Source organism: Gemella haemolysans (genome assembly GCF_001553035.1).
GTDB classification, from domain to species: Bacteria; Bacillota; Bacilli; order Staphylococcales; family Gemellaceae; genus Gemella; species Gemella haemolysans_B.
In genome coordinates, this window is record NZ_KQ959933.1 from 1 (window position 1) to 12,891 (window position 12,891).

The 12,891-nt window shown below is 30.4% G+C and carries 12 protein-coding genes; 9 read left to right on the forward strand and 3 right to left on the reverse strand.

Going from position 1 to position 12,891, the window contains the following annotated elements:
- Nucleotides 1–77 precede the first annotated feature (77 nt).
- Nucleotides 78–1,163 (reverse strand): branched-chain amino acid aminotransferase, encoded by a 1,086-nt coding sequence (locus tag HMPREF3186_RS02340; RefSeq protein ID WP_003144795.1) that lies wholly within the window; start codon nt 1,161–1,163, stop codon nt 78–80.
- A 296-nt stretch (nt 1,164–1,459) separates the two neighbouring features.
- Between HMPREF3186_RS02340 and HMPREF3186_RS02345 the strand changes: the two genes are divergently transcribed.
- The 7 genes from HMPREF3186_RS02345 (at nt 1,460) to HMPREF3186_RS09345 (ending at nt 6,289) form a co-directional block, all read left to right on the forward strand.
- The gene (locus HMPREF3186_RS02345) at nt 1,460–2,638 is read left to right on the forward strand and encodes an aminotransferase class I/II-fold pyridoxal phosphate-dependent enzyme (RefSeq protein ID WP_060913763.1); all 1,179 of its coding nucleotides are present in this window, start codon (nt 1,460–1,462) and stop codon (nt 2,636–2,638) included.
- 24 nt (nt 2,639–2,662) lie between these two features.
- Complete coding sequence (gene tmk / locus HMPREF3186_RS02350) at nt 2,663–3,289, forward strand: dTMP kinase (RefSeq protein WP_060913764.1); 627 nt, start codon at nt 2,663–2,665, stop codon at nt 3,287–3,289.
- Entirely contained in the window at nt 3,279–4,115 is an 837-nt protein-coding gene (locus tag HMPREF3186_RS02355; RefSeq protein ID WP_060913765.1) for a DNA polymerase III subunit delta', read from the forward strand. The genes tmk and HMPREF3186_RS02355 overlap by 11 nt, the downstream gene beginning before the upstream one ends.
- A gap of 1 nt (nt 4,116) precedes the next feature.
- Complete coding sequence (locus HMPREF3186_RS02360) at nt 4,117–4,851, forward strand: tRNA1(Val) (adenine(37)-N6)-methyltransferase (RefSeq protein ID WP_060913766.1); 735 nt, start codon at nt 4,117–4,119, stop codon at nt 4,849–4,851.
- Nucleotides 4,835–5,146, forward strand: coding sequence for a GIY-YIG nuclease family protein (locus tag HMPREF3186_RS02365; protein ID WP_060913767.1), 312 nt, complete (start codon nt 4,835–4,837; stop codon nt 5,144–5,146). Before HMPREF3186_RS02360 ends, HMPREF3186_RS02365 begins: the two co-directional genes overlap by 17 nt.
- Nucleotides 5,143–5,979: a 16S rRNA (cytidine(1402)-2'-O)-methyltransferase gene (gene rsmI / locus HMPREF3186_RS02370; protein WP_231724145.1), complete on the forward strand. Its 837-nt coding sequence runs from the start codon at nt 5,143–5,145 to the stop codon at nt 5,977–5,979. Before HMPREF3186_RS02365 ends, rsmI begins: the two co-directional genes overlap by 4 nt.
- A gap of 157 nt (nt 5,980–6,136) precedes the next feature.
- A complete protein-coding gene (locus HMPREF3186_RS09345; RefSeq protein ID WP_231724144.1) occupies nt 6,137–6,289 on the forward strand; it encodes a hypothetical protein in 153 nt (50 codons plus the stop codon).
- A gap of 105 nt (nt 6,290–6,394) precedes the next feature.
- On the opposite strand, the gene HMPREF3186_RS02380 is transcribed toward HMPREF3186_RS09345, so the two are convergent.
- Nucleotides 6,395–7,861 carry a TrkH family potassium uptake protein gene (locus HMPREF3186_RS02380; protein ID WP_060913770.1) on the reverse strand — a complete coding sequence of 489 codons (1,467 nt, stop codon included), beginning with the start codon at nt 7,859–7,861 and terminating at the stop codon, nt 6,395–6,397.
- Between the two features lie 3 nt (nt 7,862–7,864).
- Nucleotides 7,865–9,238, reverse strand: a complete 1,374-nt coding sequence (trkA, locus tag HMPREF3186_RS02385; RefSeq protein ID WP_060913771.1) for a Trk system potassium transporter TrkA — start codon at nt 9,236–9,238, stop codon at nt 7,865–7,867.
- Between the two features lie 606 nt (nt 9,239–9,844).
- Between trkA and dnaG the strand changes: the two genes are divergently transcribed.
- Nucleotides 9,845–11,635: a DNA primase gene (gene dnaG, locus HMPREF3186_RS02390; RefSeq protein ID WP_060913772.1), complete on the forward strand. Its 1,791-nt coding sequence runs from the start codon at nt 9,845–9,847 to the stop codon at nt 11,633–11,635.
- A 12-nt stretch (nt 11,636–11,647) separates the two neighbouring features.
- Nucleotides 11,648–12,733 carry an RNA polymerase sigma factor RpoD gene (gene rpoD, locus HMPREF3186_RS02395; protein WP_060913773.1) on the forward strand — a complete coding sequence of 362 codons (1,086 nt, stop codon included), beginning with the start codon at nt 11,648–11,650 and terminating at the stop codon, nt 12,731–12,733.
- Nucleotides 12,734–12,891 lie beyond the last annotated feature (158 nt).

The following is a 12,891-nucleotide window of genomic DNA, read 5'->3' on the forward strand; positions in this document are numbered from 1 at the left end:
TTTTCTATCAGTCCGATTTTTTGATGAGCCATATAAAAAAGATTCCAAATTATTAAACTTGGAATCTTTTATTAATATTAATCTTCTACTTTTACAACCCAACCAAATTTATCTTCAACTTTGCCTAATTGGATACCAGTTAGTAGGTTGTAGATTTTTTGAGTCCATTCTCCAGGTTTGTTATCAGTGATAAGTTCTAATTTTTTAGTACCATCGAATAATTCTCCAACTGGAGCGATTACGGCTGCAGTACCGCATAGGAATACTTCTTCAAGTTTTCCATTATCGTAAGCTTCATAAACTTCTTCAAGAGATAGCTTTCTTTCTTCCACTTTTTCACCTAGTGATTTAAGTAATTCTAATACTGAAGCACGAGTGATACCTGGAAGGATAGAACCATTTAATTCTGGAGTAACGAATGTTCCATCAATTTTGAAGAAGATATTCATAGCTCCACCTTCTTCGATGTATTTTTGTTCAACTCCATCTAGCCATAGTGATTGAGAGTAACCAAGTTCTTGTGCTTTCTTTTGACCTTTTAGTGATCCAGCGTAGTTACCTGCAGTTTTAGCGAATCCGAATCCACCACGAACAGCACGTACATATTCGTGTTCTACGAAGATTTTGTTTGGTTGTAATCCTGCTTTGAAGTAGCTTCCTGATGGTGATAAGATAATTACGAATTTAACTTCGTTATTCGGATGTACTCCTAGAGCTTCTTCAGCACCGTATAGGAATGGTCTAACGTATAAAGAAGTACCTTCTGATTTAGGAATCCATTCTTTATCGATAGAGATTAATTTTTTAAGAGCAGCTAATGCAAATTCTTCATCTAGCTCTGGTAAGGCAATACGATCTGAAGATTTATTTAGACGTTTGAAGTTTTGTTCTGGACGGAATAAAACTGCTTCTCCATTAGCATTATATGCTTTCATACCTTCGAAAACACTTTGTCCATAGTGTAATACGTTTAGAGCAGGTGAAACTGGAATAGGTCCGTAAGGTACGATACGTGGATCATACCACCCTTTATCAGAAGACCAATCCATAACGAACATATGGTCTGTAAAGACTGTACCAAATCCTAGTTTATCGTCGGGTGTTTTTTCTTTTGGAGTAGTTGTAAGTTCTACTCTGATATCATTTACTGTTAGTTTTGTCATAATTATATTTCTCCTTATCTTTTAAAACAATTAATTTTTAAATGTGTTAGAAATATTATAATACTAATCAAATCATTTTTCAATACTTTTCTTTAAATTTTCTGAATTTTTATAAAAAATATCCGATATTTCATCTTGAAAATTTAATGAAAATACTATAAAATATTATGTATTCATTGTTAATTTTTCACTTTGATATTTTAAGATACTAATTTAATTTTTGTTGAAAATATGTTACAATATTAGAAATGTTATATTAACAATGTACCTAATTTTAAAGGAAGGTAGATATATATATGGATATTAAAAAATCATTAGAAAACAAATTTAACACGTCTTTAGCAAATCTTACAGGATCTCCAATTAGAGAATTTGATGCATTTGCTTCAACGATTGAAGGAATTATCAAGTTAACATTAGGAGAGCCTGACTTTGATACTGCTGAAGAGGTTAAAGAAGCTGCGAAAGTTGCTTTAGATAATAATAGAACACACTATTCAGTGAACAATGGTATTGAGCCATTAAGAGCAGCGTGGGCTAAAAACTTAGAGAAAAGATATAATTTAAAATATAGTTCAGATGAAGTTATCGTAACTATTGGTGCTTCTGCGGCGATAGAACATACTATTTCAGCTATTACAAACCAAGGGGATACTATTTTAGTAGTAACACCGTACTTCTCAGCTTATGAGGGAGTAGGTATTTTAAATAAATGTAATATTAAATTCATTGACACAGCTGATAATGGCTTTAAAGTTCATCCAAGTGATTTAGAAAAAGCTCTAGAAGGGAATAAAGATGCAAAAGCAATTTTAATCAACTATCCAAACAACCCAAGTGGTGTTTCTTATACTAGAGAAGAAGTTAAAGAGATTGCTGATGTATTAGGAAAATATGATATTTTTGTACTTAGTGATGAAATTTATGGAGATATTACATATAACTATAAACACACATCACTAGCTGAGTTTATTCCAGAACAAACAGTTCTAATCAGTGGATTATCAAAATCTCATGCTATGACTGGATGGCGTATTGGATTTGTCGCAGCTCCTCAAGCGATGATTAGAAAAATCGGGGTTTTCCATCTGTTTACAGTATCTGGAGCTCCAACATTTATTCAAGATGCTGCTGTAGTAGCTTTAACTGATGAAAATGTGGATAATTATAATAATCATATGATTGAAACTTATAGAGAAAGAAAAGATTATATGGTGCCAAGACTTCGTGAATTAGGTTTTGAAATCCCTGAAATTGATGGAGCATTTTATATCTTTGCAAAAATTCCAGCGGAATATAGAGAACTTGGAGCGATGGAATTTTGTAAATTATTAGCGAAAGAGGCTCGTGTTGGGGTTATTCCTGGGACAGCATTTGGGAAAGCTTATAATGACTTCTTTAGAATTAGTTATGCAACAAGCATGGAAAATATAAAAGAAGCTGTTGAAAGAATTTCTCAATTTATGAATAAGTAATTATATAGAAGAAAGGTTATTTAAATGAAAGGAAAATTCATAACAGTAGAAGGTTCAGACGGTTCAGGTAAAACGAGCTTTATCAACTTTGCTACAGAGTATTTGAAAGAAGAGGGATATAAAGTAATAACAACACGTGAACCTGGTGGGACAGAGTTTAGTGAGAAAGTTAGAGAACTACTTTTTGATAGTTCAAATGATATTGATGCTAAAACTGAAAGTTTACTGTTTTGTGCTAGTCGACGTGATCATATTGTAAAAAAAATATTACCACATGTAAATGATGGATATATTGTAATTTGTGATCGTTTTGTGGATAGTTCGATTGCTTACCAATCTTATGGTCGAGGGCTTTCTAAACAAGATATTTTAGATATAAATGCATATGCAACTGATAATCTTGAACCAGATTTGACATTATATTTCTGTGTAGATGTTGAAGTTGGGCTAGCTCGTACAAAAAACAGAGATGATAATAACCGAATGGATCAAGAAAGTCTAGATTTTTATAAAAATGTCAAACGCGGTTATGATGATCTTTCAAAAGAAAATACCGAACGTATTAAGGTAATTGATGCGAGTGATACATATGAGAATGTGCAAAAACAAGCACTTTCTATATTGGAAGGATTTTTAAACAATGAACTTTAGTAAAGATACAATTGTAATAAAATCTTTAACAAATACATTAAAAACAAATAAACTATCCCATGCCTATTTAGTAGTAGGCGAGGATAGTTTATATTGTGATGAGTTTATTTTGAGTTTTGTTAAAGCAATTTTTTGTTTAGAAAATAAAGATAAAGAATTTTATAGTTGTGAAAATTGTAAAAACTGCAATAGTATAAATCATGGGAATTATGTTGATTTTTATAAATTATCAAGTGAAACTTCAATAAAAAAAGAAGAAATTCAAACTTTAAAATCTGATTTGAGCGTTAAATCATTTTACGGTAAGAAAATATACTGGATAAAAGATATCGAAAAAATGACAGAGCAAGCAGCAAACAGTTTACTTAAATTTTTAGAAGAACCAGAAGATGACATTATAGCTATTCTTAGTTGTAAAAATATTAGCGCTGTATTACCGACGATTATTTCACGTTGTCAACAGATTAAATTAATTGGACAAAGTGAAAATATTGAGATTGAACAGAATGAAGAGTTAATAAATATTGTTAGAGAATATGTAAAAAGATATATGAGAAAACCTCATCTTGCTAATATTTATCTGTTGGAAAAATTAAAATCTAAAGATGAAGTAGTAGAGTTTTTCAAATATTTAAATATGGAAGTTTCTAGGAGCTATAGTGATGAAATCGTAAGTGATGTTGTTAATATTAGTAAGGTACAGGAAAAAATACTTCAAGCACAAGCAGATTTAAATGGAAATGTTAATGCAACATTGGTGCTGGAAAAATTCGCCTTTACTATTTTATTAGATAACAATAATTTAGAATTTTTAACAAGAGGTTAGTATGGAAGATAATTTAAGAGTTGATACAGTTTCGAAAAATTATAAGATATTACAAAAAGTTGATCATTATAGTATGTCAACGGACTCTTTTTTATTACCATACTTTGCTAATGTTCCAAAAAGTTTTAAGAAAAATATTATAGAACTTTGCAGTGGGAATGGTGGTATCTCAATAATTCTTAGAGAAAAGTCAGATGCCAAAATAGAAATGTTAGAAATTCAAGAAGACTTAGTTGAACTGAGTAAAAAAAGTATAGAGTTAAATGAAATTACTAATGTAGCAGGACGAAGTGGTGATATAAAAAATGTAAAAGACTATTATAAACCATCAACATTCGACTATGTAATTTGTAATCCACCGTATTTTCCCGTTGAGAATATGCCGAATCAACGAGAAAAGTTTAATCACAATATTTCACGTCATGAATTACTATGTAATCTTAGTGATGTAATCCAGGCGATTAGATATTTAGTTAAACAAAACGGGAAATTTGCATTGGTTCATAGAACTTATAGAATAAGTGATATTATCTCTGAATGTGAGAAAAATGGACTAGCAATTAAGAGAATAAGGTTTGTATATAGTAAGCCTTCAAGTGAGAATAGTAAAATAGTACTTGTTGAGGGGAGTATTTCTAAGGTTAGCGATATTAAAGTTGAACAACCATTCTATATTTACAATGAAGATGGTAGTTATACAGATGAGATGAAGAAAGTGTATGGTATTTATGAGTAGTTTTATATATGTAGTTGAGTGTTGTGACAAAACTTGGTATACTGGATATACAACAGATATTGTTAGAAGGATAAAAACTCATAATGCCAAAAAAGGTGCAAAATATACGAGGGCGAGAGTACCTGTAAAACTTATTTATTTTGAAGAGTTTGAGACGAAAAGTGAAGCTACGAGTGCAGAAAGTCTATTCAAAAAACGAACTCGTAGTAGCAAAGAAGAGTATATTTTACTTAATTTGAATACAGAAAAAAGGCAAAAAATAAAAGAATTTAATATTAAAATAAAGGAAAAATAACTATGTTATATTTAGTGGGAACACCAATAGGTAATTTGGAAGATATTACATTAAGAGCACTAAGAGTGCTAAAAGAAGCGGATATAATAGCTTGTGAAGATACGAGAAATACTCAGAAGTTATTGAATCATTATGAAGTGAAGGGTAAAAAACTACTTAGTTATCATGAGCATAATGAAGATAAAATGAGTGATAAGATAATAGAATATTTAGAAGAAGGATTAGATATAGCATTGGTAACTGATGCAGGAATGCCATGTATTTCAGATCCAGGGTATGTACTTGTAGAGAAGGTAAAAACTGCAGGACTAGATGTTGTAGCTTTACCAGGTGCTAATGCGGGACTTACTGCACTGGTTGCTAGCGGTATAGAATCTTACAATTATACTTTTTATGGATTTTTACCGAGAAAAAGTAAGGAACTTAAGCAAAAGTTAGAAATTATTTTAAACTCAAAGACAACTGGTATTTTATATGAAAGTCCACACAGGGTAAAAAACTTAGTGGAAGAGATCGCTAAAATTGCACCAACGAGAAAAATTGCAGTAGCGAGAGAACTTACGAAGATGTTTGAACAAATTGAAACATATGAAGCTAGCGTGATATTAGATATGTTAGGTGGAGAAATTAAGGAAAAAGGGGAATTTGTTGTTATTATTTCTCCATCAAAGGATGAAGAAATAACAGACTTTAATCTTAATGATATTGTAGAGATAATCTCTCAAAAAGTCCAAAGTGGTGAAAAAAAATCAGAAGCTATTAAAAATACTGCTAAAGAACATGGCATAAATAAAAAAGAGGTTTATAGTTTATATCATGAAAAATATGATTAGTTTCATAACTGTAAATCTATTAATAGTAGTATTTCTTATTGCCGCAATACATATTAAAATATTTTTCCTGCCTTTGACATTTTTTGTATTTTTAAATATATTTATGATTTATAAAAGAAGTTCAGAATTGGATAAAAATGAACAGAAGAAAAAAATTATGTTGCATAATGTAAAGAACTCTTTGGGAGTGATACTCGGTTATACAGAAGCGCATAATGATGAATTAATTACTAAAGAAGAACTAGACGAAAGAATTAATGAGGAAATTCAAGAAATAGTTTCCATGATAAAAGACGAGATTTATAAGTAGATCTCGTCTTTTTGTATTGATTGATAAAAATGTTGATGACTCAAAAATTATGATTTTTGAGTCATTCCAACCAGTATATTATTCAATGAAGTTATTAGTAATTCTTTAATTTTCTCTTGATCTTTTTCTACGTTTTTTCCATGTATTTGCAGAGAAGAATACTATTAATGGCATTAATTCTAAACGCCCTAGTAACATTGAAATAGATAGAACTATTTTTGTAAAATATGGAATCTGTGAAAAGTTACTCATAGGACCAAAGTGATTAAACGCAGGCCCAGCATTACTAATTGATGTGACGGTTAAAGAAATTGCATCTTCAAAGTCATTTATTTGGAATGTTATTAAGAACAAAATAATAACATACACAAAGCCAAATAATAGCAGGTAATTAGATAATGGTGCAGTATCTTTTACTACTTTTCCATCTATCTTGAACATAGCAATTTTTCTTGGATTTAGAGCTTTACTTATACTTTGTTTAGCATTTTTAACGAAGAAAATTAGACGTGGAATCTTAATTCCTCCTGCAGTACCACCAGTACAACCACCGACTATCATAAGAATAAGTATAATCATTTTAGAAAATACAGGCCAAATATTAAAATCGTTGTAGGTGAATCCTGTAGTCGAAACAACTGAAGAAACGGTGAAGAATACATCTAGTAAACTATGGTTAGGTGTATCGTATGAACGATAAATATCTAAAAACATTATTATAGATAGAATAGATATCATTCCGAAAAACCAACGTAATTCTTCACTTTTTAGTACTTTAAAGTATCTTTTAAAGACTACAAAATATATTAAACTAAGATTCATAGAGAATATTAGCATAAAAATAGCAATAACAACTGTAATATAAGTACTATTATAATATGCGATACCCGTGTTTCTTACAGCAAAACCGCCAGTTCCCGCTGTAGAAAATGCTAGATTAATACTATCGAAAACTCCGATTCCACCTAGCAATAGTAGGAAGAATAATATGATTGTTAATGCAATATAAATACCATAAAGATATATTGCTGTTTGTTTCATAGATGATACCACTTTACCAAAATATGGACCAGGAACTTCTGCCTTAGCTATATGGATGGTGTGTGGAGATCGTGGAAGAATTGCAAGCGCGAAGACAATAACCCCCATACCTCCTATAAAATGTGTAAAACTACGCCAGAATAATAGACTTTTGGATAAAGATTCAATATCCTGTAATATAGTTGAGCCTGTAGTCGTAAAGCCACTAACTGTCTCAAATAAACTATCAATATAGTGTGGTATTTCTCCAGATAAATAGAATGGAAGTGCCCCTAATAGAGAAAAGATAACCCATGTTAAAGTTACTATTACATATCCTTCTCTCTTGTAGAAATCACGTTCAGTTACATCTTTTGTTAAATAATGCATTATTACTGATAATAGAAAGCATACAATTACTGTACTAAAAAAAGAAATTGTAATACGAAGTTGTTCGTCATAAATTAATGATACGATTGTAGGAAGAATTAATAGTGCCGCTAAGAGCATTAGCATTTTCCCAACGACGTTAAAAACCATTTTAAAATTCATAGGCTACCTCCTTGCAAGAATATCATCGATATGTTCAAGTTTATTTCCATAACTTACAACCACAACATTATCATTTACTTTAATTTCGTCTTCACCATTCGGGAAGATTTGTTTATTATTACGAATGATAAATGCGATAAGCATGTTGTCATTTATAGCTAGATCTTTAAGCTTAGTTCCTATGACTTTAGCATTGTCACTTGTTATTTTAAACTCTATAACTTCAGCTTTATTGCTAGCTATACGATAGTAACTTTCTATATCAGAAGCTCGACTACATTGCAGAGATTTTGTATATTTTTTTATTATATTTCCAACAATTTCTTTTGGTGTGATGTATGAATATTGCCCAATATCTTCAGCTATTTGTTTAAGAGATGCACGATTCACTTTAGCAACAGTTTTCTTAATACCAAGCTTATGTGCATATAGATTAATTATAATATTCTCTTCATCAAGACCTGTAAGAGAAATACAACTATCAAATGTTTGGATACCTTCTTCAATTAATGTGTCTCTATCACTACCGTCAGCCCAGATAACATCAATTTCTGGGAAGGTTTCACTTAGGGATATGGCTTTTTCTTTATCAATTTCAATAACTTTAGTATAGAATGATACTTTTTGTAAAAACTCAACTAAGTAGTGAGCGATTTTCCCTGCACCTATAATTAAAGAAGATGTTACCTTTTTCTCAAGATTTTCTTTATTTCCTAATAACTTATAGAAGTTTTTAAGATTTTTGTTAGAAGCAGTGATATGAACTTTATCTCCAACTTCAAAAATATAATTACCGCGAGGTACAAAGACATCTCCTTTTCTCTCAACTAAACAAACTAGTGATGGAAAATCGATGTATTTTTTACTTTCTATTAGAGATACTCCATTAAGTATACTGTTCTCATTAATTATTACTTCTAAGATATTGAATTTATTGTTAGAAAAACTTTCTACTTTTATTGCTGTTGGATATTTCAGCATATAGAAAATTTGTTTTGCTGCTTCGTATTCTGGATTGACCATTAGGTCTATTCCTAGAGATTGTTTTATAAACTCTTTTGTTTTAGAATATTCTGGGTTACGTATTCTCGCAATTGTATATTTTGCTCCAATCTGTTTAGCTGCTATGCACGAAATCATATTTATTTCATCACTAGTAGTAACAGATATAAACATATCGGCGTTAGCTGCATCAGCTTCTAATAATATGTCAGAATTCGCACCATTACCAACCAATCCTTTAATATCATATGTTTCAACGAGCTTTTCAACACGTCGCTCATTTGTGTCGATAATTGTCACTTCATCAAATGTGTTAGAAAAATCAGCGCAAAGAAGTTCACCGACTTTACCACCACCGACTATAATTACTTTCACTTTAATACTCCTTTTTGAAATGATATCCCTATTATAACCTAAAATATAATAAAATGCTATAAGCTTATAATTTTATAGTAAGGTAGTAATAGTAAGGAATAAAATAATAGAGAGTGATTTAAAAATCGTAATTTCGGAGAAATCGATTTTATTGGAGTTTTCAACGAAGTTTACTCGATATCTAAAAGATTTTTATATAGTGAATTTAGATATGATACGATACTTTGTCAATGAGTTTTCACATAATTTTTTGTGAATTTTGAGATTTTTAAGCAACACTATAATAATTATATAAATTTATTGTTTAGATACAATTATTTTATTTGTAGTTCGATTAGGGAGATGAGACTGGTTGGGCGTGACTCAAAAATCGTGATTTCGTAAATCGATTTTGTCGAATCAGTCCCACTATTAAGTTGGAATTTATAGAATTGATAAGAGGTGAAAATATTAAAATATTACAGAATAGTACTATGTATATTTGGTGTAGTTCTACAAATTTTTAATTATACTATATTAAAATAATTTAGTTTATGTTATAATTAGTGTTGGGAAATAATCTTTTCATTATTTTTTAATGGTCAGCAAAAAAAGGAGGAGCACAAGGTGGCAAAAATATCTAAACAGGATATCGACTATATTTTTGATAATATTGATATAGTTAGTCTCGTTAGTGAATACGTAAAATTAGAAAAACGTGGACAAAATTACTTAGGTTTATGTCCATTTCATAATGAGAAAACACCATCTTTTACGGTCTCACCTGAAAAAAAAATAGCCCATTGTTTTGGATGCGGTAAAGGTGGAAATATATTTCAATTTGTATCGCTAATAGAAAACATTACATATAATCAAGCAATCGTAAAGCTAGGGACAAGGTTAGGACTGGATATAGAGTCAAATAATAATAAAGAAGAGAGTTACGATTTAAATAATGAACTTGATATAATGTACTATGGACACAGGCTTTTAGCAGATTATTTTAATTATATCCTCCTTAATACAAAAGAAGCAGAAGATGCGCTTAATTATTTATTAGATAGGGGACTGAGTGTAGATGTTATTAAGCATTTCAATATTGGATATGCGCCCCGTGAAAACAATATTGCTTTAAACTTTTTTAATTCGAACAAAATCAATTTAGATTTAATGGTTGAAGCGGGACTATTAGGAAAAAATGATAATGAAAATTACTATGATGTCTTTAAAGATAGAATAATGTTTCCTATTAAAAATAATCAGAATCAAGTTGTAGCGTTTTCTGGTAGAACTATGTCTACGGATAGGAGTGTTCCGAAATACTACAATACGCATGAAACGAAAATTTTTGAAAAAAGAAAAGTTTTATATAATTTTTCAGACGCACGCTCATTTATAGCCAAAGAAAATGAAGTGATATTATGCGAAGGGTATATGGATGTTATTAAAGCCCATCAAAATGGCGTGAAAAATGCCGTAGCATTAATGGGAACAAACATAGATAATAATAAATTAAAAGAAATTTTATCACTTGTAAAGAAAATTACATTGAGTTTAGATAATGATGAAGCGGGTTCAAAAGCACAAATAGAAATTGGAAATAGAATTATTGAGACAACGGATAATATTTATAAGTTAAAATTTTCTGGTGCTAAAGATTTGGATGAATTTTTAACTGAAAAAAATTCTAGAAATCCTGATTTTGATGTTGAAAATTATTTAAGAAATAATAAAGAGCACTTTATTAATTATAAAATTGAATATTGTAAAAATGATTCAAAAACTAATATTGAACAACGTATTAAATATAAAAATGAACTACTTGTTAATATTGCTTATGTAGAAGATGAATCACTAAAATACATGTTACTTACTAATTTGGCAGAGGAGTTCGGAATCGAGCGACAAGTTCTTCTTAAAGAATTAGGTAAAGTGAATGTGAAAAGAAAAAGAGCGGCAGAAGAATGGATAGCTCCAGCCAATCCAGAGTTGTTGTTTAGAACGACTAATTATGATAAAAAGATGTGTAGATTATTTAAATACTTTTTTGTCGATAGGGCGTTATTTGTTGAAAAATATAATGATTTAGAGAAGTGTCAATTTCCTCAAGAAGTTTTTGTGAATCTGATGGATTATTTGGTAATTTATTATAATAATAATTTGGAATTCCATATTCATAAATTTATACACAGTATTGAGGATGAAGAAGTAGTAAGGGTTGCAACATATATAGATGAAACAGATTTTCTAATTGAGGAAAATCCAATGTCAGATGTTGTTGGCGATTATATACGATATTTCTCAAATAAACAAGTGACATTAAAAGAAATTAAAGATAGACTAAGAATCGCTATTCAAGAAATGGATATTGAAGCTCAAAAAGAACTGTTGTTACAAGTTAAAAATTATAAGAAGTAGAAGGAGAAGAACATGGTTAAGAAAGCAAAAGATTTTGAAACGATTAAAAACGAATTGTTAGAAAAAGGGAAAAAACAAGGGGAGTTAACTCAAGAAGAAATAGTTGAATCATTATCAAAATTAGATATTTCTTCAGATGCAATGGATGATTTCTATGAAGAGTTAAATAATGAGGATATTATCCTGATTAATGCTAATCATGAAGAAGAAGAGGAAGAAGAACTTGATCTTGAAGATTTATCAGTTCCAGCAGGAATCAGAACTAATGACCCTGTAAGAATGTACTTAAAAGAAATCGGGAAGGTGCCGCTATTATCAAAAGAGAAAGAACTAGAACTTTCTAAACTTATTGAAACAGGAACAGAGGAAGAAAAAGAACAAGCTAAAAAAGATTTAGCTGAAGCTAACTTACGTCTTGTAGTAAGTATTGCAAAACGTTATGTAGGGCGTGGAATGTTATTCTTAGACTTAATCCAAGAAGGTAATATGGGATTAATCAAAGCCGTAGAAAAATTCGATTACTCAAAAGGATTCAAATTCTCAACATATGCTACTTGGTGGATTCGTCAAGCAATCACTCGAGCTATCGCAGACCAAGCTAGAACTATCCGTATCCCAGTTCATATGGTTGAAACTATTAACCGTCTAATTCGTATTCAAAGACAATTACTTCAAGATTTGGGGCGTGAACCAAAACCTGAAGAAATCGCTAAGAAAATGAATATGACTCCAGAAAAAGTTCGTGAGATCCTAAAAATAGCTCAAGAGCCAGTTTCATTAGAAACACCAATTGGTGAAGAGGATGATTCACATTTAGGAGACTTTATCGAAGATAAAGAAGCTCAATCTCCAGTAGAGCACGCTGCAAACGAACTTCTAAAAGAACAACTAGAAGAGATACTAGAAACACTTACTGATCGTGAAGAAAATGTTCTGAAATTGCGTTTTGGTCTAAAAGATGGTAAGACTCATACCCTAGAAGAAGTGGGTAGTGCGTTTGGGGTAACTCGTGAACGTATTCGTCAAATCGAAGCGAAAGCTATCAGAAAATTAAAGCACCCATCGAAGTTGAATAAACTAAAAGGATTCATGGAATAGGTCTTATAGACGTTGGTATAATCAATATTTTAAAAAGTATATTTTGTAATGGGAACAAAAAGGGAGCGTATAAAATCGCTTAAAAATATAAGAAAAACAAGGTTGAAATTTTCAACCTTGTTTTTTAGGTTCTTTGTCAAATTCGGTTGATTTAGAAA